The organism is Streptomyces sp. NPDC088745 (assembly GCF_044751045.1).
In the GTDB taxonomy this organism is placed as follows: Bacteria; Actinomycetota; Actinomycetes; order Streptomycetales; family Streptomycetaceae; genus Streptomyces; species Streptomyces cremeus.
This window is the reverse complement of record NZ_JBIVLB010000002.1, coordinates 620,858-644,521: the sequence shown is the minus strand read 5'-3', so window position 1 is coordinate 644,521 and position 23,664 is coordinate 620,858. Positions and strand designations below refer to the sequence as shown.

The following is a 23,664-nucleotide window of genomic DNA, read 5'->3' as shown; positions in this document are numbered from 1 at the left end:
CGCGGGATGCTACGACTGACTGATTTCATCATCGACTGCCCGGACACGATGAAGCTGGCCGCGTTCTACTCCGAGGTGACGGGGCGTCCGGTGAAGGAGGACAGCTCCGAGGAGTGGGCCGGCATCCGGTTCGGCGAGATCGAGCTGGCGTTCATCCGGGTGGACGGCCACCGGGCTCCGCAGTGGCCCGACGACGAGCACCCCAAGCAGTTCCACCTCGACTTCGAGGTGGACGACATCGAGGCCGAGCAGCGCCGCGTCCTGGACCTCGGCGCGACGCTGCGGCAGGACTTCATCGGCCCCGAGGGCTACGGCTGGCGGATCTACACCGACCCGGCCGGTCACCCCTTCTGCCTGTGCCGCAACAAGGGCGTCGTCTGGACCGAAGAAGGCCCGGTCTGGCCCTCGCTCGGCTGAAATCCCGGGCCCCGACGGCGCACCGGGGCGGGCCGCTCGGGGCCCCGCCCCCGCGTGCGGACCCGCCCCCGGCGCGCTGTCGCCGGGGGCGGGCCCGTCCGGTCAGTGCGATCCCGGCTCGTAGTGGCCCGGCACCATCCGCGTGGACACCGCGAACCGGTTCCACGCATTGATCGTGTTGACCGCCGCGATCAGGTGGGCCAGCTCCACCTCGTCGAAGTGCTTCGCCGCCCGCTCGTACACCTCGTCCGGCACGAACCCGTCCGTCAGGACCGTGATCGCCTCCGTCAGCTCGATCGCCGCGATCTCCTTCGCCGTGTAGAAGTGCCGCGACTCCTCCCAGGCGGAGAGCTGCACGATCCGCTCCACCCGCTCGCCCGCCGCCAGGGCGTCCTTGGTGTGCATGTCCAGGCAGAAGGCGCAGTGGTTGAGCTGCGAGGCGCGGATCTTCACGAGTTCCGCGAGCACCGGGTCCAGGTGCTTCCCGGCGGCCTTGTCCAGTTGGCGCATCGCCCTGAAGACGTCGGGGGCGTGGTCCGTCCAGTTCATCCGGGGCGTGTGCTCGGGGACGTGGGGGGCGTTCGGCGTGCTGTCGTTCTCGCTCATGACCGTCAGGCTAGGGGACCGGCGAGGCCGGCGGCACGGTGCAATCCGGCGACCGGATCATGGGCCAATCGCGGCGGCCCGGAATGAATTCACGGACTTCCGGCCCGCCGTGCGGGGGATTCCCGGGAAATCATGGAGGCATTCTAGGGGGTCCCTGTCGAGGTTCGGTCAAGGTCTGTTCATGGGGTAAGTGGAGTCGGTTTTCGGAAACCGGCCGAGGGGTGTGATTCCCGCACGCAGGCCGCTGACCTGCTGCTTTGTGAGGCTGATCGGTGAAGTGGGGGAGTGTTCCTGCCAGATGGGAGAGTGGCCCTTGTTGGCCGTCAATTCCTTGTCCTAATGTTCTGGCAGCGGAACGGGAGGCCCTGAAAAGGGAAATCCGGACCGAATCGACAAAGGAAAGAAGGAGGTGACAACAATGGCCTTTGACATCGAGATCATCGAGGACGCCGTGGTGCTGCTGCACCACCCGAGCACCTGAGGGTGCCCGCCTGAGGCCACCTTCGGGTGAAGCGCTCAGGGGAAACACAGATGTCCGGCTGCGGTGCGAGCAGTGCATCGCAGTCGGACATCGTGGTGAGCGCGCGGCGGCAGCGACCCGCCCGTGCGCTCGTGCACACGCATGTGCAGATACCGCTGGCTTCACGGTAACGCCGGGCACCGCTCCCCGCGAGAGGGAAAGACGTTGAAGATTCGCCGTCGCGCGCAACTGATCTGCCGCTGGGTCCCCGAGGGCCTGGAGGTCGGCGTGCCCGGGCGCCGCCAGTGGGTCCGGCTCTCACCCGAACTGCGCGAGATCCTGGAGCGGGCCGGCGAAGGCGTCGGAACGGACGAACTCGCCGCCGCGTTCGGCGAGGAGAACGCCCCCCAACTACGCGCCGCACTGGACAAGTTGACCGCCATCGGCCTCCTGGTTCCGGCCGATTCCGAAGTGCGGCCCGCGCCGCTCTGGGAGCGCTGGGGCGGCGTCGCCGAGCGCTTCCACGTCGAAGGCCGCGACGCGGACTACCTGGTCGAGTCCCCCCGCAGGGGAGAGGTGGCCGGGGAGATCGTGGCCGAGGGCGGCATGCCCGACGCGTTCAAGGAGTACCCCGGCCGTCCCGTCGTGCCGCTGCCCCGGCGGCCGCTGCCGCTGCACGGCACGGTCGACGACGTCTTCGCCGCGCGCCGCACCCATCGGCTCTTCACCGAGGACCCGGTCGGCATCGACCAGTTGAGCACCCTGCTGTTCCACGGCTTCGGCCCGCACCGGTTCCTCGACGGCGGCCCCTTCGGCGTGCAGCAGGCCCGGGTCAGCTCCTCCGCGGGTGGACGGCACGAGGTGGAGGCGTACCTCGTCGCGCACAACGTGACCGGCGTCGCCCCCGGCCTCTACCACTACTCCGCCGCCCGGCACGTCCTGGAACTCCTCGACGCCGATGTGCGCCGGGAACAGGTCGAGGAGCTGACGTACCGCCAAGAGGCGTCGTACCGTGGGGCGTTCACCATTTTCACCACCGCCGTGGCGAACCGGCTGGCGTGGAAGTACCGGCACCCGCGCGCCTACCGGCTGTGGATGTACGACGCCGGACACTACGGGCAGACGTTCGCGCTGGCCGCGACCGCGCTCGGACTGGGCCCCTTCCAGACGGTGGCCTTCGAGGACAGCGCGGTCGAGCGGCTCCTCGGCGTCGACCCGGACGAGGAGTTCGCCGTGTACCTGCTCGCCGCCGGCGTCCCGCGGGAGGCCGGCCCGCTCCTGCCGTCGGACTTCGCGCACCCGCGGCCGGCCGCCCTGCGCTGAAAACCGGGCTCCGGGCCCCCCGGACCCGTACCCCGCACGCCCCAACCCGCCCCCTGGTCCGCCCGCGCCGAGACCGGCAGGAGATCGCCATGGCCCTGAAACGCTGCGTCGCCGTCACCCCGCACGAATTCCGCAAGGCGGTCTTCGGGAACCACCATCTGCACACCCGTGCCGAGGAACTGGCCGAGGGCTTCACCGACCTGTTCTCCCCGGACGCGCTGGAGGACCTGCTCTCGGGCGGCATGCGGCTGTCGTCCCTGCGGCTGGTGCGCGACGGCGTCGAGTGCCCCGTCGACACGGGGGCGGTGCCGGAGTCCGGCGACGCCCCCGGCGCCCCGCCGTTTCCGCACACCGACGCGATCCGGGCCGGGCTGGCCGCGGGACAGACCCTCATCGTCCGCTCGCTGCACCGCTTCCACGCGCCGCTGCGGCGCTTCGCCCACGCGTTGTCCGCCGAGCTCGGGCACCCGGTCAAGATCAACGCCTTCCTCACCCCGCCCGGCTCCCAGGGCGTGGACCTGCACTTCGACATCCAGGACGTCCTGGTCCTCCAGGTGGCGGGCGAGAAGCGCTGGGTCCTGCGCACCCGGCCGGTCCGCGACCCGCTGCCCGCGCAGGCCTGGTTCGACATCCCCGAGCACCGCCGCGCGGAACTGCGCGCCGCCTCCGAACCGCTCGACGACCTGACGCTGCGCCCGGGGGACACCCTCTACCTGCCGCGCGGCACCATGCACTCGCCGGTGGCCCTGGACACGCTGTCCATCCACCTCACCGTCGCCGTCACCCGGCTGACCCGGCACGACCTGCTCGCCGAACTGGTGCGCCGGGCCGCCGAGGACGAGTGGCTGCGGGCCGGCGTCGAACCCGACGACTGGGCCGAGGACCCCGAGCAGGCCCGTGCGTTCCTCGGCCGGGCCGTCGAGCGCCTCGGGGAGTTCGCGCGCGGCGACGACCCGCGGGAACTGCTGTGGGACGTACGCAGGAAGGCCTTCAGGGAGCAGACGCCCGAACCGGTTCCGGTGCTGCCCGGCGGTCCGGCCGCCGGCCACCGGCTGCGCGAGGGCGTCCACTTCCGGCTCCGCGGCGAGTCCGCGGACGGCGTCGAACTCCTGGTGGGACCGCGCCGGGTCCGGCTGCCCCGGCCCGTCGCCCCCGTCCTGGAGACGCTGCGGTACGACCCGGCCCTCGACGGGAGCAGGCTCGTCGCCGAACTCGGCGAGGAGGTCGCCCGGAAGGTGACGGCCGCCCTCGTCGCGATGGGACTGCTGGTCCCGGTACCACCCGCATAGACAGACGCAGAAGGAGAACCATGACCGAGGACACCGCGCGCCCGGACCGCACCGCGGCGGACGGGAGCGGGGGAGTGCCGGGGACGGCCGGAGGGACGCCGCACGCGGACGGCGGCCCTCCCGCCGCCTCCGGCACGGGCGGCGGCGCTTCCGGTACGGCCGACGGCGCGTCCGGCGCTTCCGGAGCGCCCGGCGCCGGCGCGGGGAAGCTGCGGCACCACCCGCGCTTCCTGCGCCTGTGGGCGAGCCAGGCGACCGGCGCGGTCGGCGACCAGGTGCTGCCCGTGGCGCTCAGCCTGTACGTCCTCGAACGGGGCGGCGGCGCGAGCGGCGTCGGTCTGGTGCTGGGCGGCCGGGCGGTCGCCCTCGTGCTGTGCCTGCTGATCGGCGGGGTGATCGCCGACCGGCTGCGGCGCACCCGCATCCTCATCGGCGCGGACTGCTTCCGCGCGGTGCTGCTGCTCGCCGCCGGACTGCTGCTGACCCGGTTGCCGCTCGGCGCGCTGCCGGTGATCACCGCGCTGGTCGGCGCGGGCGAGGCGCTGTCGCGTCCCGCGTCGCGCTCCCTGGTGCCCAACCTGCTTCCGGCGGCGCTGCTGGAGCGCGGGAACGCGCTGGTCTCCGCCGTCCAGCGCGGTTCCGCCGTGCTGGGCGCGATGCTCGGCGTCACCGCGGTGGCGCTGATCGGCACGCGCACCGCGCTGCTGGTGGTCAGCGGCGTCTTCGCGCTGGGCGCGCTGGTCGTGGCGCGGATACCCGACGAACGGCGCGACGCGAAGGGCCGCGCCTCAGTGCTCGCGGAGGCGGCGGAGGGGCTGCGGGCGATCCGCCGCAGGCCCTGGGTGATGGCCATGATGGGGACGGTCTGCCTGCACCTGTTCGCCGGTTCGGCCACCGCGCTCACCCTGCTGCCGATCGTGGCGCGCGAGGAGCTGGGCGGTGACTTCGCGTACGGCGTGGTGCTGTCGGCGATGGGCATCGGGGCGCTGCCGGCCATCGTGCTCGCGGGCCGCTGGCGGCCGGCGTCGCGCGGCACCGTCTCGGTCGTCGCGCTCACCGGGTACGCGCTGGTGCCGCTGAGCCTCGCGGCCCCCTTCCCGCTGCCCGCCGTGGTGGTCTGCTTCGCACTCGGCGGCTTCGTGGTCGAGCTGTACTTCGTCTACTGGGTCTCCGCGCTCCAGCGGGCCTTCCCCGACGCGGTGCTGGGCAAGGTCTTCGCGCTGGACCAGTTGGGCGCCTACGCGCTGCTCCCGGTCGGGTACGCGCTCGTCGGGCCCCTGGTGGCACTGCTGGGCACCACCGTCACCCTGGTGGCGGGCGGCGTGGTGGTCGCGCTGTCCAGTCTGCTGTGCCTGCTGGTGCCCGGGGTGAAGCGGTTCGAGGACCCCGTCCCGCCTCCCGCCCCCGCCGCCCGCGCGGCCTGAACGGCAGGGCGTACGCGCGAGCCGGACCGCAGGCCGGACGCACCGCCCGGCCGCGGGCCGCGCCCGCGCGTGCCGTGCTCAGACCGCCGCCGCCAGGACGTGGAAGGGGGTCAGGCCCGTCCGTGCCGCCGGACGCCCGGCGGCGTGCGGGCCCCGGGCGGCGAGGATCTCGCGCAGCAGGGCCTCCCGCTGTTCGGGGCCGCCCGCCCGGCCGGTGAGCACCCGGTCGGCGGCGTACGGCGCCGGGCCCGGCAGCGCCCCGGGGCTCGTGCGCAGCCGCAGCGCGACCAGCACGCCCCACTCGGTCGCCGAGCCGGTGAGGGTGACGGTGACGCGCACCTCGGGGAAGGCCACCGTCACCGTGTCGTGCTCGCAGGACACCTGGTGGGCGTCGGCCAGCCGGCGGTCGCCGATGATCAGGGCGAAGCGCAGGGCGAGACCGCTGCGCTCCAGCCGTATCCGCCGGTGCAGCGGAACAAGGGACATGGGCACGGAACACTCCTCGCGATGGGGGGCGGGGGCCCGGCCCGTGGGGGCGGCGGACCCGATGGGGGTGTCGCGGGTTCGGTCCACGGGACCGGCGGCCCGGTTCACCGGGCCGCCGGGCGGCGCCGGGCGAGCGCGCCGTCCACCAGCGCTCCCGCGACCCCGGTGGCACGTGCCGGATCGAGCAGCGCCTCCCACCGCTCCTTCGGCAGCACCCCGTCCAGTTCGGGCAGTTCGCCGAGCACCTCGCCCAGCGTCCGGCCCTCGTGGCCGGCGGTGAACGCGGCCCGGGTCAGCAGTTCCTTCGCCGCCTGCCTGCCGAGCAGCGGGGTGAGCGCCACCGCGACCGACTCCGAGACGATCCGGCCGTCCGTGAGGTCGAGGTTGGCCCGCATCCGGGCGGCGTCCACCTCCAGCCCCGCCGCGAGCTCCACGGCGGTGCGGGCGGCGCCCCCGGTCAGCCGCAGGCACTCGCGCAGCGGTTGCCACTCCGCGTGCCAGGCGCCCGCCGACCGCTCGTCCTCCGACACCAGGCACTGGGTCAACCCCGTGGCCAGGGCGGGCACTTGGAGCGCAGCGCTGCGGATCAGCGTCGACAGGACGGGATTGCGTTTGTGCGGCATCGCGGAGGAGGCGCCGCGCCCCTCCACGGCCGGCTCGGCGACTTCCGCCACCTCCGTGCGGGCCAGTGACTGCACGTCCACCGCGATCTTCCCGAGCGCCCCGGCGGTGAACGCGAGCACGGCGGCCAGATCGGCCACGGGGGTGCGCAGCACGTGCCAGGGCAGCACCGGCCGGGCGAGCCCGGTCTCCGCCGCGTAGGCGTCGAGGAGCCGGTCGAGGAGGACGGCCGGGTCGCCCCGGTCCGTGCGGTCGCCGAAGTACCCGGCGAGCGTGCCCGCCGCGCCGCCCAGCGAGAACGGCAGCCCGTCGCGCAGCCGCGCCACCCGCCCCGCGGCCTCGCTGACGAGTTCCAGCCAGCCCGCGGCCTTCAGCCCGAACGTCGTCGGCACGGCGTGCAGGGCCAGCGTGCGGCCGGCCATGGGGGTGTCGCGGTGGTCGGCGGCGAGCGCCGCGAGGGCGTCGGCCGCCCGGTCCAGGTCGTCGCCGATCAGGCGCAGTGCCCGGCGGGCGACGAGCATCGCCCCGGTGTCCAGTACGTCCTGGCTGGTGGAGCCCCGGTGGACGTACTCGGCCGCCGCCGGGTCGTCCCGGCGGACCGCGGCGGTGAGCGCCGCCACCAGCCCCACCACGGGGTTGGCGGTCTCCCGGGCGCCCCGGGCGACCGCGAGCAGGTCGATCCGGTCGGCCCGCGCCGCCGCGGTGATCGCCTCGGCCGCGGCGGCGGGCAGGAAGCCGGTCCTGGCCTGGGCGCGGGCCAGCGCGGCCTCCGCGTCGAGCATCGCCTGGAGCCAGGCGGAGTCGCAGACCAGCGCTTCGACGGGGGTGCCGGCCCGGACGGGGGACAGCAGCCCGCAGTCGAGCAGCTCGTCGGCGCCGGGGGCGCCGGGCGGGGGTGCGGGGGGTCTGGTCATGCCGTCACCTCGGTGAGCCGGTCGTCGGAGGGGCAGCGGACGCCGGGGTCCTCGTACGCGGGCAGCCGGGGGGCGGCGGCCGGCGTGAGCGAGGCGACGGCGTGGGCTATCGCGTCGGCGTCCCCCAGGGTGACCGAGTTGACGCCGGGCCGCGCCCCGGCGGCGGTGACCCAGTGCACGGCCTCCGTGGGCACGCCGAAGGCGAAGCGCCGCGGGTGCGCCCGGCCCAGCGCGTCCACCAGGCGGTACGGGCGACGGGTGACTTCGAGGCCACCGGTCTCGTAGCCCTCCGGCGCCCGGCCGGCGGGGATGCGGTAGGACCGGCACTGCCCGCTGCGCAGCAGGTCGCGCAACAGCGGATCGGCGGTACGGCGCAGGTCCGTCACCGGCAGCCGGGCCTCGATCAGCACGTGGGCGCGCACCGGCCGGCCGGCGACCAGCGGGGAGCGGGCGACGAACGCGGCGTCCGCCTCGTCGATGTCGACCTCCAGGCCGGGGCCGACGACGTCGAGCACGCCCGCCTCGATCAGGGCCGCCATCTCCTCGATGCGGGAGGCGGGCGGGCCGATCGAGAGGAACGCGTTCAGGCCGGTGTACCAGCCGTCGAGGTCGTCCCGGTGCGACAGGCCGTCGAGCCCGCCGTGGTCCACCACGAGCCGGATCTCGTTGCGCAGGTCGCGCAGCACGTCCAGGGCGGCCTTGTGCGGATCGCTCACATTGCCCGCCCTGGCCCGGCGCACGTCCTGGGCCAGGTGCTCCAGCAGCCAGCGGCGGTGCCCGTCGGGCCCGGTGAAGCCGTGCCGGGGGTGCGGGGACGCGGTCCGCTCCCAGCACCACCGGTCGGCCGGGCCGATGCCGAAACGTTCCAGCACCCCGCCCCGGTCCGTGTCGTCGCCGCCCGCCAGGTACGCCGTCACGAAGGCGTCCCGTTCGGCCGCCCGGCCGCGGGAGGCGAGCAGCGTTCCGTAGTAGACGCATTCGACCTCGCGGGCGATCAGGGGCCACAGCGTCCGGAGGAACGACAGGCCGGGGCCCTCGCGGTGCCGGCCGGTCAGTTCGGCGATGCGCTCGGGGGTGAGCAGCAGCGGGGTGTGGCGCCCGTCCACGCCCTTCTCGTTCTCCCCGCGCGCGTGGTACGGGACCCCGCGCCGCGAACCGGCGTAGAGCCGCGGTTCGAGCCCCGAGGGGTGGTACCGCAGCCCGTGCGGGCGGCGGCTGAAGGCGCCGCCCCGGCCGAGGGTGAACAGCGCCATGTGGTCGAAGAAGTTCAGGCCGAGCCCGCGCAGCAGGACGGGGGTGCCGGGCGCGATGCCGGACAGGTCGAGGTCGGCGGGGTTGGCCGGCGGGAAGTGGGCCAGGCCGAGCGCGGCGGCGCGCGGGTCGGGGGCGCCCGGCTCCTCCGCGCGGACGTGGCCGAGCGCGAGCACGACCGCGTCGAGCCCGGCCAGCCGGGTGCCGTCGGCGAGCAGCAGGCTCTGCGCGCCTCCGGAGCCCGGCGTCTCGTCCGCCAGGGAGACGGCGGTCGAGCGGTGCACCCGCACCTCCAGGTGGGCGGGCGCGCCGCAGACCACCCGGCGGAACATCTCCTCCAGGTAGCACCCGTAGAAGGCCCGGGTGGGGTACGAGTCGGCGCCCAGGGCCCGGGCCTCGGCCAGGGTGGCGTCGTCGTGGCCGCCGAGCAGCTCCTCCACGGGGGAGAGGGCGGCCAGTTCGCGCGCCCACTCGTGGAGGCTGGGGCCGGCCTCCACCGGGCCCGCCATGTCGACGGACCCGTCGGTGAACACGGTCACCTGCGAGGCGACCGTGTTCATCAGCAGCTGGCGCGGCTGACCGGTCCGCCACACCCGGCCCGCGCCCGGGCGGGCCGGGTCCACGACGTGAACCGTCACCGCCGGGTGCGAGGCGGACTTCCGTTCGTGGGCACAGAGCCTTTCCAGCACCGACAGTCCGCGCGGTCCCGCACCGACGATGCACACGGTGAGCCGTCTGACGCTCACGGATGTCTCCAGGGGAGTTCATGGCCGCACGGGCCCGTTGGCTGTGGTCCTCCGCCCCGCGGGCTCGGGCCGCTGCGGGGACGTACCGGAGCAGGGGGCGCGCCGGGCCGGGACGCGAGTTCCGGCCGACGGGCCGCTCCCGGCTACTTCTCCAGGCAGAACTCCTCGATGGGGTAACCGACGTGCCGGTCCGCCACCGGGAGATAGCCGAGCACCTTGTCACCGGGCTTCAGCTCGGTGCTGTTCAGCACGGTGCCGCCGGGGCCCAGCACCCGGACGTGCCAGTCGTCCTGGAGGATCAGGTTGGCCGTGCGGCCGTCGCGGCCGACCGCGTCGATGGACAGCAGCGGGCGGGTCTCGATCTTCACCCGGCCCACCGTGACCAGCCGGGTCTTCCCGTGGATGTCCACCGCCGTGATCTTGCTGCCCGCCTTCAGCTCGCTGAGGTAGTTGGTCCGCTCGTCCTTGGCCAGGGTGTACGAGTGGATGGCGCCGGCGTTGACCCGGAAGGGGCGGGTCGGCATGTAGGGCAGCGGGTGCGTCTCGCTGACGCACAGGATCATGCCCTTGGAGTGCGAGCCGACCAGGATGCCCTCGTCCTTGCGGAAGTACGTCGCGGTGTCCACGCAGGCCCGCTCGCCCATGCCCACGTGCGCGGTGGCGGTGACCTCCAGCTCGACCAGTTCGAGGTCGGGCACGCCGGTCTCGGCCGCCTGCCGCAGCGCGGTCGCGTCGCCCACCCGGGCGGGCGCCATCAGGACGCCGTCCGAGCCGAGTTCGAGCACACCGAAGATGATCTCGGCCTCCTCGACGTCCTGCGCCACGGTGATCAGGCTGCCGGTCGCGCGGGCGGCGGCCGCGATGACGATCTCCAGCGGAATCTTGGTGGGGTCGCGGAAGAGCAGCACGCTCCACTTCTCCTGGCGGCCCGACGCGCAGGCCTCCTCCAGGGTCTCCGCGTCGACGATCTCCGTGAACCGGCCGAACTCCACGTCCGGGTGCAGCAGCGCGAGTTCGGCGGGCTCGCCGTGCTTGGCGGGGTCGACGATCACCACGTCGGCCGCGCCGAAGTCCTCGGGCAGCGCCTGCCCCTGGGGGAAGAGGACGCGCTTCACCGACGGCGGGAGGGGGGCCAGGTCCTCGACGCGGTCGCTGAGGATGCCGTGCACGCCCGCGTGCAGGGCCTCCTGGACGACGGCGTCCTTCGCGGAACCGATGGTGCGGATGTCTATCCAGCTGAGCTTCACAGGGCACCTGCCAATGCGGAGGAAGGGGTGGAGGAGGAGTGCGCGACCGGGGCCGGGAAGCCCACGGCCTCGGCGTCGGCGGGCCGGCCGTGCACGATGGCGGACAGTTCGCGCACGGTCTGCCGGGGCGAGGCCGAGGCGAACACCCGGCGGCCCACGGCCAGTCCCCGGCAGCCCGCGGCCATCGCGGTGCCGGCGAATTCGGCCAGGCTCTGCCGCTGGTCCGCGCCGCCGGCCACCAGGACCGGCAGGGGCGAGGCGGCGACCACTTCGGCCATCCGCTCGACGGGCCCGACGAACACGGTCTTGACGAGGTCGGCGCCGAGGTCGGCGGCGACGTTCACCACGTGCGCGACCAGTTCGGGGGAGGGCGGCCGGGTCAGCCGGGGCCCGCGCGGGTAGATCATGGCGAGCAGCGGCATGCCCCACCGGTCGCAGGCCGCCGCCACCGTCCCGAGGTCCGAGAGCTGTGCGGACTCGGTGTCGGAGCCGATGTTGACGTGCACGCTGACCGCGTCGGCGCCCAGCCGTACGGCGTCCTCGACGTCGCCGACCAGCACCTTCGCGTCGACGTCGGGCCCGTGGGCGGTGCTGGCGCTGAGGTGGACCAGCAGCGAGCAGGTGGAGAACAGCAGCGGGTCGAGCAGCCGGGCCCGTCCCTTGTGCACGACCAGCCCGTCCGCGCCACCCGCGACGACGTCCCGTACCAGTTGGTGGAAGCCCTCGACCGAGGCGATCGGGCCGTCGGAGACGGAATGGTCCAGGGGCACGAGCAGCAGGTTGCCGTCGCCGTGCCCGGCCAGCCTGGCCATGCGCAACGAGGTACCCGGTAATGCGGTTCCTGTCATCTGACACTCCTTGCTGGGTGCACGGTCGGGGGGAGCGGGGGTATGGGTCGGACCGAACAGCGAGCAGCTTCCCAAGCGGTATTCGAGAAATGGTCTACGAAACTGTCGAGAGCCCGTGCCAGGAGCTGTTCTCGGCTATTTGCTGGGAATAGGTTTAGAAGTGCCAGGAGAGGCGTTCAGGGGCTTCCCTGTGCAACTGCGGAAGTTCTCCGGTTGACCGCGGAATGCGGCGGGGCGGGACGCCGTCCGGCGGCTCCGACTGGATTCGGTCGCGGCGCGGGGAAGCGAATTGGCCAACAGGTCGAATTTTGGCTGCTATTCGGGGAGAGCCCCGCCGTCGGGCCGCATCTGATGCATGATTCTCCCTCGTGTGTCGCTTACAGTCGCAGCGGCCCTCGATGGAGGATGCCTTGTACACTTCCACGTTCTCACCAGGTCAGACGCTCAACACTGGGATCGGCGCCGCCGGCTCCCCGGACCGGGGACTGCGATGCGGGGTTCTCGGCCCGCTCTACATCGGAATCGGAGAATCCGCTGAAAGCGCCCCTGTCGCCCCGAAGATACGTACGGTGCTGGCCACTCTCGCCGTGAGTGCGGATTTCGTGGTTCCGGTTTCCGTGCTGATGCGCGAGATCTGGGGTGAGAATCCCCCCGCGAGTGGACTCCGTACCTTGCAGACGTACATCCTGAACTGCCGTAAGACGCTGGCGAAGCTCACCGGACTCAGCCTGGCGGAGACCGCGCAGGAAATACTGGTGACACGACCGGGAGGTTACAGCTACAAAAGCGCTGCGGGAACACTGGACTGGCAGGATTTCCGGCGGCTCTCGGATCTCGGGCGCAGGGCGGTCGAGGCGGGCGAGGACGACCGGGCGATCCACCTGCTCGACGGCGCGTTGTCGCTGTGGCGGGGTTCGGTCTTCGCGGACGTGCCGGAGGGGCCGGTCCTGGAGACCCGGCGGCGGCTCTTCGACGAGTGGCGGCTGGGCGCCATGGAGACGCTGGCCGAGGCGCGGCTGCGGACCGGGCTGCACCAGTTGGCGATCGCCGATCTGGCCGCGCTCACCAGCGAGTTCCCCCTGCACGAGGGACTGCACGGCCAGTACATGCGGGCGCTGGCCCTCGTCGGGCGTCGCGCGCTGGCGCTGGAGGTGTTCAGCCGGCTGCGCGCCCGGCTGGTGGAGGAGATCGGCATCGAACCGGGCCGCGACCTCCAGGACCTGCAACTGGCCATCCTCAACTCCCACTCGGGCGGGACCTGACCTGCGCCGCCGAGGGCGCGCAGCCGGGCGGGACCGGATTCTCACCCCGCTTCAGCCGCTCCCGCACGTCGCGGACGGTGGCCGGTGAGATCCCGGCCCTGGACGCTATCTCGCGGAGCGAGGCGCCCGGGGCGTCGAGCAGCAGCCGCCCGGCGAGCGCGCGCCCCTCGGCACTGCTGAGCGGGCGCGCCCTGCCGTCGAGCCCGATGCGCTTCTGCGGGGCGGCGGCCGTCCCGCGGAGCCGGGCGCGGTGGGCGGCGACGGTCTTGGGCGAGACGCCCGCGGCCGCGGCGACGGCCCGGTCCGACCACTGCGGGTGGGCGCGCAGCAGCCGGGCCGCCTCGGCGGCGCGCTGGGCGGGCGTGGTGACGGCGGGGAGGGCGAGGGCGGACTCCGCGGCCATCGTCAGCGCCTCCTCCAGCGAACCGTCGAAGAAGCGCACGTCCACGGTGCGCGCGCCCCGGGCGCGTGCGGCGTACAGGACGGCCGCCCCGACGATCACCCGCATCGTCCCGCGGTGCACGACCACCGGACGCCCGTCGCCCTGGCCGGCCCCGGCCACCGGGCCCGCGGCCCCGCGGCCGGACCGCCCGTGGCCGGCCGGGAGCAACAGGTCGACCGGGACCGCCTCCACGGCGGAACCGGGCGGCTCCTCGCAGGAGCGCGGGGCGGCGGGACGGGGCAGGTTCGCGCGTGACGGCGTGCGGTAGCCGTGAACGCTCATGGGCTGCTGCTCCTCGTGTGTGGGGGGTTCGCGGGTGACGCGGGGCCGCCCGTGGGCCGTCCTGCACGACGGCCCACGGGCGCCGGCCGCCGGGCCTAGGGGGCGCCGGCCAGCCAGGACCGCAGATCGCGCATGGCCGTGCCCGAGCTGTCCTGGTCTATCCGGCCGGCCAGATCGGCGACGGAGATCCCGGCCAGCGCTTCCCGCCAGGCGGTCTCGGCGGTGGCCATGGCCCGGGAGACCGCGCACGGCTTCTCGCACCTCTCCGGGGACAGCGCCAGCGGCCCGCGCCTGCGGATCTCCGTGCACCGGAAGGCGGGTTCGGGACCGTCGACGGCCTGTACCACCTGGAGCACGCTGACCTCGGCGGCCGGCCGGGTGAAGGCATAGCCCCCGACCGGCCCCGGGGTGGAGCGCACGATCCCGGCCCGGGACAGGGCCTGAAGGTGTTTGGCCAGGTAGGAGGGCGGGACACCGTGCAGCTCGGCGAGCCGGGCGGCGGACACCGGGCCGTCGCTCTGGCTGATCGAGACGCAGCAGTGCAGGCCCCACTCGACCCCGTTGGAGAGCTTCATGACGAGCACTCTAGCAATCTCCGACATCCGATGTCCGTGATTCTGCTATAACCAGGACAAGGAATATCCGAGATTGCCGAAGAGGTGGACTGACATGGCGGACACAGATGACCGTTTACGACTCGGCGGACCGCAGGCGCCCGGCGCCGGCGACCGCACGGCCGCCGACGCGCGACCGGGACCCGCTCCGGCCGCCGACGCGCGCGTCGCGCTCGGACTCGCGGCCCTCGCCCTGTTCGTGGCCGCGGCCAACCTCCGGCCGGCCATCGCCGCCGTGTCGCCGCTGGTGGACCGGATCCGCACGGACCTCGACCTGTCCGCCACCGGGGTCGCGCTGCTGACCACCGTTCCGACGCTGGCCATGGGCGCCTGCGCCCCGCTGGCGGCCTCGATCGGCCGCCGCTGGGGCCTCCAACGGGGCGTGCTGGCAGGCCTGTTCGTGGTCGGCCTCGCGACCGCGGTGCGCGGGCTCGGCGAGGCGGCTTGGCTCCAGTTGTGCGCCGCCGCCGTGGTGGGCGCGGGCATCGCCATCGCGCAGACCCTGCTGCCCGCCGTCGTCAAGACCCGCTTCGCGGCCCGCGCCGGACTGGTGACCGGCATCTACACGGCGGGCCTCGGCCTCGGCGGCGCGGTCGCGGCCGGCGCCAGCGCCCCGCTCGCCCAGGCGCTCGGGTCCTGGCCGGGCGCCCTGGCCTCGTGGGCGGTGCTGGCCGTGATCGGCATCGTGATGTGGACGGCCGCCCGGCGTTCGCTGGGCCTGGAGCACGTGGCCGGGCCCAAGGGCCCCGCCACCAGCGGTCTGCCCTGGCGCAGCTCCCTCGCCTGGCGCATCACCGCGCTGTCGGCCGCCAACTCGGCTCTCTACTACTGCGAACTGGCCTGGATCGCACCGCTGTTGCACGACTCCGGCGGTGTCAGCGAGGCCAACGCGGGTGTCATGCTGACCGTGATGATCTCCATCCAGGTGGTCGCCATGCTCGGCGTCCCGGCCCTCCTCGGAGAGCGCGCCGACAAGAGGACGGGCCTCGCCGCCACCAGCGTGCTGACCGCGATCGGCTTCCTGGGCTTCGCCTTCAGCCCCGGCACGGGCGCCTGGATCTGGATCCTCGCGATGGGGATCGGCCACGGCGGACTCTTCACGCTGGTGCTGACCCTGCCGGTCTCCGCCAGCCGGGACGCGGTCCAGGCCGGGCGGTTCAGCGCGATGGCGTTCTTCGTCGGGTACGGCTGCGCGGCGGTGGGGCCGGTGCTCGTCGGCGGCCTGCGCGACATCACGGGCGACTACCGGCTCGCCTTCGGGCTGCTGGCGGTGGTCACCTTCCTCATGCTGCTGCCGATCGCCCGGCTGTCCCCCCGGCGCATCGAGCAGGACCAGCAGAAGGCGCTGTAACGCCCGGACCCGTCGCACGCCGACGGGCCCAGCCGCCCCCGAGGGCCCGCCGCACACCGGCGGGCCCTCGGTCGTTTCCCGGCGCACCGCGGCACGGGTCCCCGCGAACGCCCTGGCCGGGCTCCTCTCGAACGTTTCTGCTGCTCGCTCTCGAACGGCCCCTGGAAGGCTGTCCCCGAGCCCTTCCCGTACGAGCCGTACGAGCCGCACGCGCCCGTACAGGCACCCATCCGAGAGGACGCGCATGGTTGACCGAGACATCCGCATCGCCGTCGTCGGCGCGGGCGTGGCGGGCCTGACCGTCGCGGCCCTCCTGCGCGACCGGGGCGTCGACTGCCGCGTCTTCGAACGGGCGCCGCGGCTGGTCGCCGTCGGCGCGGGCATCCAGCTCTCGCCCAACGGCGTCCGGGTGCTGCACGGCCTCGGCCTCCGGGACTCCCTGGCCGCCACCGGCGTGCGCGCCCGGGCGATCGAGACCCGGAGCTGGGCCGACGGCGCGCCCATCGCCCGCACCCCGCTGGGCGACAGGTGCGAGGAGCTGTACGGCGCCCCGTACTACCTGATCCACCGGGCCGACCTGCACCGGTGCCTGACCTCCCTGCTGCCGGCCAGCGCGGTCGAACTGGGCCGGGCCTGCGCCCAGGTGGAGGAGCGCCCGGACGCGGTCCGGCTGCACTTCACGGACGGCACCATGGCCGACGCCGACCTGGTGATCGGGGCGGACGGCGTCCACTCCGTCGTCCGGCGGTCCGTGGTGCGCGACGCCCCCCGGTACGCCGGGTACGCCGTGCACCGGGGGCTGGTCCCGGCCTCCGTCGTGCCGTCCTTCCGCGACGACCCGCGGGTGATGTTCTGGCTGGGTCCCGGACGGCACGTCACCTACTACCCGGTGGCGGGCGGGCGCACCGTGCACTTCAGCGCCGTCGGCGTCAGCCCCGAGGAGAGCCCCGACGGCGGCCCCGAGGACCTCGGGGCGGCGTTCGGCCACTGGCACGAAGAGGTGCGCCGGGTGGTGACCTCGGCCTCCTCGGTCACCCGCTGGGGGCTGTACGACCGGGACATCCCCGACCGTTACGCCACGGGCCGGGTGGTGCTGCTGGGCGACGCCGCGCACCCCACCCTCCCCTACCTCTCCCAGGGGGCCAACCAGGCGCTGGAGGACGTCACCACACTGGTCGGCTGTCTCGACGCCCGCCCCGGCGCGCCGCAGGAGGCGGTGCGGCAGTACGAGAGCCTGCGACTGCCCCGCACCGCCGAGGTGCACCGGCGGGCCAGGCGCCTCGCCGAGGAGTTCCACCTGCCCGACGGGCCGGAATGCACGGACCGCGACCAGCGGATGCGCGCCACCCAGGACCCGACGCACCTCGCCTGGCTGTACGGCCGCACGGCCGGACTCCCGGACGCCTCGGACCTCGCCCCCCGGCCCTGAGCCGCGCACCGCACCCACCTCACGCCACGCTCGCCCACCCACCCCCACGCGACGAACGGGAAATCAGGAGGACCAGTGCACGCACTGCTGCGCCGGGTCACACGCGGGAACGGCTTCTACATCGGCGACCTCTTCCACGCCGCCGCCGGCCACGACGCCACCACACCGGTCACGCTCGACCAGCCCCTTCAGTACGCCCCCGAGCTCGGCACGCGCTTCACCGTCGGGCAGCTCGCCGAGCAGACGGACGAACTGGCCGCCCGGCTCTGGGCCGCGGGCGTGCGGCCCACCGAACGGGTCGCGCTGTACAAGAAGGACAACTTCGACATCGCGCTGCACGCCTGCGCCGCCGCGCGGATCGGCGCGGTCCCCGCCCTCCTGTCGCCCGCCCTGGAGGCCCCGGTCGTACGGACGCTGCTCGACCGGCTCGACGGGCCGTGGCTGCTGACCGACGCGACGACCCTCGCCGGCCCCCTGGGGACGGTGCTCGCACCGGCATCCGTACGAGCGGTCCTGCTGACGACCGGCACACCGGCGGAGGGCGCGCTTCCCGCAGCCGGCGCGACCGGGCCCGCTCCCGAAGGGGACGCGCCGCCGCCCGCTCCCGTCGTGCGGCTGGCCGACCACCGGGGCGCCCCGAAGCGGCCGCCCGTCTTCCTGCACCCGCGCCAGCCCTCGCTGATCACGCACAGCTCGGGAACCACCGGCGTCCCCAAGCTGGCGGTGCACTGCCCCGAGGCGGGCTGGCACCGGCTGGTTCCGCAGAAGGTCGTGTCCTGGCCGATCCGCGGCAAGGAGAAGGCGGCGCTGTGCATGACGTTCGTGCACTCGCGCTTCTACCAGGGCCTGGCCATGTTCCTCAGCCACGGCAACCCGATGCTGATCGCCGTCGACCCCGACCCGAGCCGGATCGGCCCGCTGTTCGCGCGCGAACGGCCCGGCTACATCGAGACCCACCCCAACACCTACGTCGACTGGGAAGCGCTGGCCGACGCCCCGGGCGAACCGCTCGCCGGCGTACGGGTCTTCGGTGCGACCTTCGACGCGATGCACCCCCGGACCATCCAGCGCATGCTCGGCGCCTCCCGGCGCACCCGCCCGCTGTTCGTCCAGTTCTACGGCCAGTCGGAGATCGGCCCGATGGCCGGCCGCTGGTACACCCGGCGCTCGGCGGCCAGGATGAACGGCCGCTGCGTGGGGCTGCCGCTGCCCGGCTTCATCTCGCTGCGGGTGGTCGACGACGCCGGGAAGCGGCTGCGCGGCGGGCGCACCGGCCACCTCGAAGTGCGCAGCAGGACGCGCATCCTCACCTACCTCGGCGAGGACCAGCGGTACGCGGAGCAATTGCACGACGGATGGTGGCGGGTGGGCGACATGGGCCGCCGCGACCGCTGGGGCCTGCTGCACCTGCTGGACCGCGAGGTCGACCGGATCGGCGACCTGGAGAGCAGCCTGGCGGTGGAGGACCTGCTGATGAGCCGCCTGGAGGAACTGCGCGAGGTGGTCCTGGTGCCCGGGGCGGACGGCGAACCGGTCCCCGTCGTCGCCACCGTCGACGAGAACCCGCTCGACGCGGCGCGCTGGCAGCGGGCGACCAGCGACCTGCCGACGATGGCGCCGGTGCGCCAGTTCCGGTTCGAAGACCTGCCGCGCACGTCCACCCGCAAGATCCAGAAACCGGAACTGGCCCGGCTGATCCAGGGCGTCCGGGCAACCGACCAGGGAGTGGGGGCATGACCGTGCCGGAAAACGCGCAGCACACCGCGCCGGACCAGACGCAGCACACCGCGCCGGTCCGGACGCGGCAGGCGCAGCAGGCCGCGCCGGACACCGCCGGGCGACGGCTCATCGAGCTGATGGCCGGTTTCTGGAAGACCCAGGCGATCTACCTGGCCGCCGAGTCGGGTCTCGTCGACGCCATCGCGGCGGCCGGCCGGGCCCCGGCCGTCGAACTCGCGAACCGGACGGGCACCGATCCCGACGCCCTGGGGCGGCTCCTGCTGTTCCTGGAGAGTCTGGACGTGGTGAGCGGCGAGGACCCCGCCGGATACGCGCTGACCCCGGTCGGCGAGCTGCTGCGCACCGGGACGCAGGACTCCATGCGCGACCACGTGCGGATCTACGGCTCGCACTTCTACCGGGCGTGGGGCGCGCTCGACCACTCGCTGAGGACGGGGGGTTCGGCCTTCACCGAGGTGTACGGGAGCGACCTGTTCCGCTACCTCAACCAGCACCCCGACCTCTCCCTCACCTACGAGCGGGCCATGGTCGCGGGCACGCCGTTCTTCGCTCAGGTCCCCGAGGTGCACGACTTCTCCGGGGCCCGGCTGATCGTCGACGTCGCGGGCGGGCACGGGGCGCTGCTGCACGAGATCCTGAAGTCCTGCCCGGAGCCGCGCGCGGTGCTCTTCGACGCGCCGCACGTCATCGCGGAGACGGCGGACCGGCCGATCGCCTCGGAGCACGGGGACCGCGTCACGCTGGTGCCGGGCGACTTCTTCGAGGGAGTGCCGCAGGGGGGCGACGTCTACCTGCTGTCGCGCATCCTGCACTGCTTCGACGACGAGGCGTGCCTGCGCATCCTGGCCCACTGCCGTTCGGCCATGGCGCCGGGCGGCCGGCTGGTGGTGGTCGAACGCCTGCTGACGCGGGGCACCGGTTCGTCCCTGGCGCAGGGCTACAACATGCACATGCTGGTGGTCCTCGGCGGCGGCCGCGAACGCGACGAGGACGCCTACCGCACGCTGCTGGAGAAGGCGGGCTTCCAGTTGGACTCCGTCACCACGCTCCCGCTGGAGACCCACCTGATGGCGGCCACCCTGCGCCGGTGACCGCGCACGGGGCGGCCCCCGGACCCGTACGACCGGGTACGGGTGCGGAGGCCGCGGTGCGGGGCGGGCGGTACGGGAGGGGGGCTCAGTCCCGGCTCACCTCCGGGCCTCCTGCGTCAGGAGTTTCCCGCTCCGGGTGGCGGCCAGCAGCCGTTTCACCGCCGCGGACGCCGCCGCCAGGACCAGCCGGCGGCCGCCCCGCCGCCAGGCCAGCAGCGCGTTCAGGAAACCGGAGTCGCAGAACGTCACCCGGGACGCGTCGACCACCAGCCGGGTGTGCCCGAACGCCGCCGCCGACGTGAGCAGCGCGCTCAGCGGGGCCACCGTGAAGTGGTCGATCTCACCCTGTACGGCGATGCTCAGCGTGGTGCCCTCGGTGCGGCACGAGGCCACGACGCCGGGCAGCGGGCGCCGGGCGGCGCCGCGGTCGGTTCGGATCGGGACCTGCAGTATGTGGGAGGGGCTTGCCGTGGTGTTCACGCCGTCTGCAACGAGGCCCGGCCCCCGGGGGGCACCGCCGGGGCCCGAGGATCACCCGGCCGCGCGAAGGACACGTGCGCAAGGAGTGCGCGCACGACGCGTACGGGCGCGGCGGGAACGGCAGAAACGGCGGGAAGCAGAAGCCCCGGCCGGACGGGGGAGACCGGCCGGGGCGGCATGAGGAGGCGGGGTGAAGAACCCGCGCATAGGTGAAGGATAAACCATCCCTTGTGTCCGTGCCGCCACCCACCCCCACCGGGGCAAATCCCCCCGGTCCCGGCTCCGCCGTTCCTCCCGGCCCCGCAGCCCTCTAGTCTGTCGACGATCCGAGACAGTCAGGCGTGCGGTATCGAACACGGGGGAGTGGGCCGGGCATGGCAGCGGCAGGGCGACGGCGACGACTGAGGTCCAGCACGGTGGTGCTCGGCGGCATGGGCGTGCTCGCCCTGACCCTCACCTCCTGCGGTGACGAACCGGACCGGCGCTGCGTCGACCCGGTCACGCACAAGGAGCTGCCCAGCTACGAGTGCGACGACGACGACGGCAAGGGCGGCAGCGGGACCGCCGCCCGCCACGGCGCGTACTACTACGGCGGCAGCGTCAGCAACCAGCGCGTGTCCGGCGGCAGCTTCGACAAGCAGGCCGTCGACCGCGGCGGCTTCGGCTGCTCGGGCTCCGGCGGCGGCTGACCCGCCCTCCGGGCCGCCCCCCGCCCTCCTGGGCGGCGGGGCAGCCCACCCCTTCCCCCGGCCCCTCGGGCGACGGGGCCCGCCGTCACCCCGCCCCGCCCCCGTCGAAGGCCCCGCCATGCAACGTCACACCACCACCCCCCGCCCCGACTGGCAGCGCATCGTCGAGGAGCAGGGCGTCATCTACCCCCTGACCCGCTACCCCGACGACACCCTCCGCCCCTACTGGGACGAGAGCGCGTACTACTCCTTCACCCTCCCCGAGGTCGAAGCCCTCGAAGAGGTCGTCGAGGAGCTGCACGCCATGTGCCTCGCCGCCGCCGCCCACATCGTCGAGACCGACCGCTTCGCCGACCTCGGCATCACCGACCCCCGGCTCGCGGAGCTGGTCGCCGAGTCCTGGCGCCGCCGCGCCGAACTGCCCTCCCTCTACGGCCGCTTCGACCTCCGCTACGACGGCGCCGGCCCCGCCAAGCTGCTGGAGTACAACGCCGACACCCCCACCTCCCTGGTCGAGGCCGCGAGCCCGCAGTGGTTCTGGATGGAGGAGCTGTTCCCCGGCGCCGACCAGTGGAACTCCCTGCACGAGCGCCTCGTCGACGCCTGGAGGAAGCAGGCCCGCCTCCTGCCGCCCGGCCCGCTGCACTTCGCCCACTCCGACGGCGACGAACTCGGCGAGGACCTGATGACGGTCGCGTACCTGCGCGAGACCGCCGAGCAGGCCGGCATCCGCACCGAGGCGATCTCCGTCGAGCAGATCGGCTGGGACCGCCTCTCCCGCCGCTTCGTGGACGAGAAGCTCCGCTTCATCCGCAGCTGCTTCAAGCTCTACCCGTGGGAGTGGCTGGCCACCGACCGCTTCGGCCCGCACGTGCTGGCCACCCTCGACAACGGCGGCGGCACCGGCACCACCTGCTGGATCGAGCCCGCCTGGAAGATGCTGCTGTCCAACAAGGCGCTCCTCGCCGTCCTCTGGGAGCTCTACCCCGGCCACCCCAACCTCCTCGCCGCCCACCTCGACGGCCCCCGCGAACTGGCGCGGGAGACGGGCTACGTCGCCAAGCCGCTGCTGGGCAGGGAGGGCGCCGGAGTCACCGTCCACGAGCCGGGCTCCGCGCCGCCGCCCGCCACCTCCGAGAAGGTCTGCTACCAGGAGCTCGCCCCGCTCCCCGACTTCGACGGCAACCGCACCGTGCTCGGCGCCTGGGTCGTCGAGGACGAGGCCGCGGGGCTCGGCATCCGGGAGTCCGCGGGGCTGGTCACGGACGAGTACGCCCGCTTCCTGCCCCACGTCATCCTCTGACGCGCGCTACCCGCCGAGCACCGCCCGCAGTTGGTCCAGCCCCCAGTCCAGCTCCTCCTTGCCGATCACCAGCGGCGGCGCGATCCGGATGGTCGACCCGTGGGTGTCCTTCACCAGCACCCCGCGTTCCATCAGCCGCTCCGAGATCTCCCGGCCGGTGCCCAGCGCCGGGTCGATGTCGACGCCCGCCCACAGCCCGCGCCCGCGCACCGCCCGCACCGCGCCCCCGCCGACCAGCAGGTTCAGCTCGCGGTGCAGGTGATCGCCCAGTTCGGCGGCCCGCCGCTGGTACTCGCCGGTGCGCAGCATCGCGACGACTTCGAGGGCCACGGCGCACGCCAGGGGATTGCCGCCGAACGTCGAACCGTGCTCGCCCGCCCTGAACACCCCGAGCACGGCCCGCGACGACACCACCGCCGACACCGGCACCACCCCGCCGCCGAGCGCCTTGCCCAGGACGTACACGTCGGGCACCACGCCCTCGTGCTCACAGGCGAAGGTCTTCCCGGTCCTGCCCAGCCCCGACTGGATCTCGTCCGCGACGAACAGCACGTTGCGGGCCGTCGTCAGCTCCCGCACCCCCGCCAGGTAGCCCGGCGGCGGCACCAGCACCCCCGCCTCGCCCTGGATCGGCTCCAGCAGCACCGCCACCGTGTCGTCGGTGACCGCCGCGGCCAGCGCCGCCAGGTCCCCGTACGGCACGATGTCGAAGCCCGGCGTGTACGGCCCGTAGTCCGCGCGCGCCTCGGGGTCCGTGGAGAAGCTGACGATCGTCGTCGTACGGCCGTGGAAGTTGTCCGAGGCGACGACGATCCTGGCCCGCCCGTCCGGCACGCCCTTGACCCGGTAGCCCCACTTGCGGGCGGTCTTCACGGCGGTCTCGACGGCCTCCGCGCCGGTGTTCATCGGCAGCACCATCTCCATGCCGCACAGGTCCGCCAGCTCGTCGCAGAACGCGGCGAACCGGTCGTGGTGGAAGGCCCGCGAGGTCAGCGTCACCCTTTCGAGCTGGGCCTTCGCCGCGTCGAGCAGCCGGCGGTTGCCGTGCCCGAAGTTGAGCGCCGAGTATCCGGCGAGCATGTCGAGGAAGCGGCGCCCCTCGACGTCCGTCATCCACGCGCCCTGCGCCGAGGCGACGACGACGGGCAGCGGGTGGTAGTTGTGCGCACTGTGCGCCTCCGCCGAGGCGATGGCCGCCGCGGTGGCGGTCGTGGCGGTGGCGTCCGTGGTGTTCGTGGTGGCCTCCGTTGTCGACACGGGAACTCCGATCGTCGGGTGCGGATACGGCCGTCCCGCGCGAGGTGCGGACGGCGCCCCTTTCTATCGTCGGTCACGGCGCGGCCCCGGAA

General features: G+C 73.8%; 21 protein-coding genes. 11 read left to right on the top strand and 10 right to left on the bottom strand.

The annotated features are described in order from the left end of the window. The first annotated feature begins 6 nt into the window (after positions 1 to 6). Positions 7 to 417 (top strand): VOC family protein, encoded by a 411-nt coding sequence (locus tag ACIP93_RS07515; protein WP_345228842.1) that lies wholly within the window; start codon positions 7 to 9, stop codon positions 415 to 417. A 102-nt stretch (positions 418 to 519) separates the two neighbouring features. Here ACIP93_RS07515 and ACIP93_RS07510 read toward each other — a convergent pair whose 3' ends face one another. Further along, positions 520 to 1,023, bottom strand: a complete 504-nt coding sequence (locus ACIP93_RS07510) for a carboxymuconolactone decarboxylase family protein (RefSeq protein WP_380837265.1) — start codon at positions 1,021 to 1,023, stop codon at positions 520 to 522. A 685-nt stretch (positions 1,024 to 1,708) separates the two neighbouring features. Here ACIP93_RS07510 and ACIP93_RS07505 point away from each other — a divergent pair. The 3 genes from ACIP93_RS07505 (at position 1,709) to ACIP93_RS07495 (ending at position 5,519) form a co-directional block, all read left to right on the top strand. Further along, positions 1,709 to 2,806: a SagB/ThcOx family dehydrogenase gene (locus ACIP93_RS07505; protein ID WP_345228841.1), complete on the top strand. Its 1,098-nt coding sequence runs from the start codon at positions 1,709 to 1,711 to the stop codon at positions 2,804 to 2,806. An 89-nt stretch (positions 2,807 to 2,895) separates the two neighbouring features. Then, positions 2,896 to 4,095 carry a cupin domain-containing protein gene (locus tag ACIP93_RS07500; RefSeq protein WP_345228840.1) on the top strand — a complete coding sequence of 400 codons (1,200 nt, stop codon included), beginning with the start codon at positions 2,896 to 2,898 and terminating at the stop codon, positions 4,093 to 4,095. Between the two features lie 20 nt (positions 4,096 to 4,115). After that, entirely contained in the window at positions 4,116 to 5,519 is a 1,404-nt protein-coding gene (locus ACIP93_RS07495) for an MFS transporter (protein WP_401756628.1), read from the top strand. A 78-nt stretch (positions 5,520 to 5,597) separates the two neighbouring features. Here the strand turns inward: ACIP93_RS07495 and ACIP93_RS07490 are convergent, their stop codons facing one another. From ACIP93_RS07490 to ACIP93_RS07470, 5 genes are all read right to left on the bottom strand, one after another. Further along, on the bottom strand, positions 5,598 to 6,005 hold the full coding sequence (locus ACIP93_RS07490) for a hypothetical protein (protein WP_401756626.1): 408 nt from the start codon (positions 6,003 to 6,005) through the stop codon (positions 5,598 to 5,600). 104 nt (positions 6,006 to 6,109) lie between these two features. Continuing rightward, entirely contained in the window at positions 6,110 to 7,540 is a 1,431-nt protein-coding gene (pcaB, locus tag ACIP93_RS07485; RefSeq protein WP_401756624.1) for a 3-carboxy-cis,cis-muconate cycloisomerase, read from the bottom strand. Then, positions 7,537 to 9,537: an FAD/NAD(P)-binding protein gene (locus ACIP93_RS07480; protein WP_401756622.1), complete on the bottom strand. Its 2,001-nt coding sequence runs from the start codon at positions 9,535 to 9,537 to the stop codon at positions 7,537 to 7,539. The genes pcaB and ACIP93_RS07480 overlap by 4 nt, the downstream gene beginning before the upstream one ends. 143 nt (positions 9,538 to 9,680) lie before the next feature. Beyond that, positions 9,681 to 10,784, bottom strand: coding sequence for a 3-dehydroquinate synthase II (locus ACIP93_RS07475; protein ID WP_345228835.1), 1,104 nt, complete (start codon positions 10,782 to 10,784; stop codon positions 9,681 to 9,683). Further along, positions 10,781 to 11,632, bottom strand: coding sequence for a 2-amino-3,7-dideoxy-D-threo-hept-6-ulosonate synthase (locus tag ACIP93_RS07470; protein WP_345228834.1), 852 nt, complete (start codon positions 11,630 to 11,632; stop codon positions 10,781 to 10,783). The genes ACIP93_RS07475 and ACIP93_RS07470 overlap by 4 nt, the downstream gene beginning before the upstream one ends. Before the next feature lie 671 nt (positions 11,633 to 12,303). Here ACIP93_RS07470 and ACIP93_RS07465 point away from each other — a divergent pair. Then, positions 12,304 to 12,894: an AfsR/SARP family transcriptional regulator gene (locus ACIP93_RS07465; protein WP_401756619.1), complete on the top strand. Its 591-nt coding sequence runs from the start codon at positions 12,304 to 12,306 to the stop codon at positions 12,892 to 12,894. On the opposite strand, the gene ACIP93_RS07460 is transcribed toward ACIP93_RS07465, so the two are convergent. After that, positions 12,869 to 13,618, bottom strand: a complete 750-nt coding sequence (locus ACIP93_RS07460; protein ID WP_345228832.1) for a helix-turn-helix domain-containing protein — start codon at positions 13,616 to 13,618, stop codon at positions 12,869 to 12,871. The two genes, ACIP93_RS07465 and ACIP93_RS07460, sit on opposite strands and share 26 nt — an antisense overlap. 95 nt (positions 13,619 to 13,713) lie before the next feature. Next, positions 13,714 to 14,193, bottom strand: a complete 480-nt coding sequence (locus ACIP93_RS07455; RefSeq protein ID WP_345228831.1) for an Rrf2 family transcriptional regulator — start codon at positions 14,191 to 14,193, stop codon at positions 13,714 to 13,716. Positions 14,194 to 14,287: 94 nt separating this feature from the next. On the opposite strand from ACIP93_RS07455, the gene ACIP93_RS07450 reads away from it, so the two are divergent. From ACIP93_RS07450 to ACIP93_RS07435, 4 genes are all read left to right on the top strand, one after another. After that, positions 14,288 to 15,583: a CynX/NimT family MFS transporter gene (locus tag ACIP93_RS07450; RefSeq protein ID WP_401756616.1), complete on the top strand. Its 1,296-nt coding sequence runs from the start codon at positions 14,288 to 14,290 to the stop codon at positions 15,581 to 15,583. 244 nt (positions 15,584 to 15,827) lie between these two features. Next, positions 15,828 to 17,012, top strand: coding sequence for an FAD-dependent monooxygenase (locus tag ACIP93_RS07445; RefSeq protein WP_401756614.1), 1,185 nt, complete (start codon positions 15,828 to 15,830; stop codon positions 17,010 to 17,012). 75 nt (positions 17,013 to 17,087) lie between these two features. After that, positions 17,088 to 18,749 carry a class I adenylate-forming enzyme family protein gene (locus ACIP93_RS07440; RefSeq protein ID WP_401756612.1) on the top strand — a complete coding sequence of 554 codons (1,662 nt, stop codon included), beginning with the start codon at positions 17,088 to 17,090 and terminating at the stop codon, positions 18,747 to 18,749. Further along, positions 18,746 to 19,843, top strand: coding sequence for a methyltransferase (locus tag ACIP93_RS07435; protein ID WP_401756610.1), 1,098 nt, complete (start codon positions 18,746 to 18,748; stop codon positions 19,841 to 19,843). Before ACIP93_RS07440 ends, ACIP93_RS07435 begins: the two co-directional genes overlap by 4 nt. A 96-nt stretch (positions 19,844 to 19,939) precedes the next feature. Here ACIP93_RS07435 and ACIP93_RS07430 read toward each other — a convergent pair whose 3' ends face one another. Then, positions 19,940 to 20,323, bottom strand: a complete 384-nt coding sequence (locus ACIP93_RS07430; RefSeq protein WP_401756608.1) for an STAS domain-containing protein — start codon at positions 20,321 to 20,323, stop codon at positions 19,940 to 19,942. Positions 20,324 to 20,697: 374 nt separating this feature from the next. Here ACIP93_RS07430 and ACIP93_RS07425 point away from each other — a divergent pair, with 374 nt between their 5' ends. Next, complete coding sequence (locus ACIP93_RS07425; protein ID WP_345228825.1) at positions 20,698 to 21,012, top strand: hypothetical protein; 315 nt, start codon at positions 20,698 to 20,700, stop codon at positions 21,010 to 21,012. A 118-nt stretch (positions 21,013 to 21,130) separates the two neighbouring features. After that, positions 21,131 to 22,315: a glutathionylspermidine synthase family protein gene (locus tag ACIP93_RS07420; protein WP_401756606.1), complete on the top strand. Its 1,185-nt coding sequence runs from the start codon at positions 21,131 to 21,133 to the stop codon at positions 22,313 to 22,315. Positions 22,316 to 22,321: 6 nt separating this feature from the next. Here the strand turns inward: ACIP93_RS07420 and rocD are convergent, their stop codons facing one another. Beyond that, positions 22,322 to 23,572, bottom strand: coding sequence for an ornithine--oxo-acid transaminase (gene rocD, locus ACIP93_RS07415; protein ID WP_401756604.1), 1,251 nt, complete (start codon positions 23,570 to 23,572; stop codon positions 22,322 to 22,324). Between the last annotated feature and the right edge of the window lie 92 nt (positions 23,573 to 23,664).

What these genes read in the sequence shown, in the direction of transcription:
- ACIP93_RS07425 (WP_345228825.1), top strand. Translation starts at nt 20,698, where the DNA reads ATGGCAGCGGCAGGGCGACGGCGACGACTGAGGTCCAGCACGGTGGTG.
- ACIP93_RS07470 (WP_345228834.1), bottom strand. Translation starts at nt 11,632, where the DNA reads ATGACAGGAACCGCATTACCGGGTACCTCGTTGCGCATGGCCAGGCTG.
- pcaB (WP_401756624.1), bottom strand. Translation starts at nt 7,540, where the DNA reads ATGACCAGACCCCCCGCACCCCCGCCCGGCGCCCCCGGCGCCGACGAG.
- ACIP93_RS07445 (WP_401756614.1), top strand. Translation starts at nt 15,828, where the DNA reads ATGGTTGACCGAGACATCCGCATCGCCGTCGTCGGCGCGGGCGTGGCG.
- ACIP93_RS07500 (WP_345228840.1), top strand. Translation starts at nt 2,896, where the DNA reads ATGGCCCTGAAACGCTGCGTCGCCGTCACCCCGCACGAATTCCGCAAG.
- ACIP93_RS07435 (WP_401756610.1), top strand. Translation starts at nt 18,746, where the DNA reads ATGACCGTGCCGGAAAACGCGCAGCACACCGCGCCGGACCAGACGCAG.
- ACIP93_RS07460 (WP_345228832.1), bottom strand. Translation starts at nt 13,618, where the DNA reads ATGAGCGTTCACGGCTACCGCACGCCGTCACGCGCGAACCTGCCCCGT.
- ACIP93_RS07510 (WP_380837265.1), bottom strand. Translation starts at nt 1,023, where the DNA reads ATGAGCGAGAACGACAGCACGCCGAACGCCCCCCACGTCCCCGAGCAC.
- ACIP93_RS07420 (WP_401756606.1), top strand. Translation starts at nt 21,131, where the DNA reads ATGCAACGTCACACCACCACCCCCCGCCCCGACTGGCAGCGCATCGTC.
- ACIP93_RS07515 (WP_345228842.1), top strand. Translation starts at nt 7, where the DNA reads ATGCTACGACTGACTGATTTCATCATCGACTGCCCGGACACGATGAAG.
- ACIP93_RS07490 (WP_401756626.1), bottom strand. Translation starts at nt 6,005, where the DNA reads ATGTCCCTTGTTCCGCTGCACCGGCGGATACGGCTGGAGCGCAGCGGT.
- ACIP93_RS07455 (WP_345228831.1), bottom strand. Translation starts at nt 14,193, where the DNA reads ATGAAGCTCTCCAACGGGGTCGAGTGGGGCCTGCACTGCTGCGTCTCG.
- ACIP93_RS07495 (WP_401756628.1), top strand. Translation starts at nt 4,116, where the DNA reads ATGACCGAGGACACCGCGCGCCCGGACCGCACCGCGGCGGACGGGAGC.
- ACIP93_RS07450 (WP_401756616.1), top strand. Translation starts at nt 14,288, where the DNA reads ATGGCGGACACAGATGACCGTTTACGACTCGGCGGACCGCAGGCGCCC.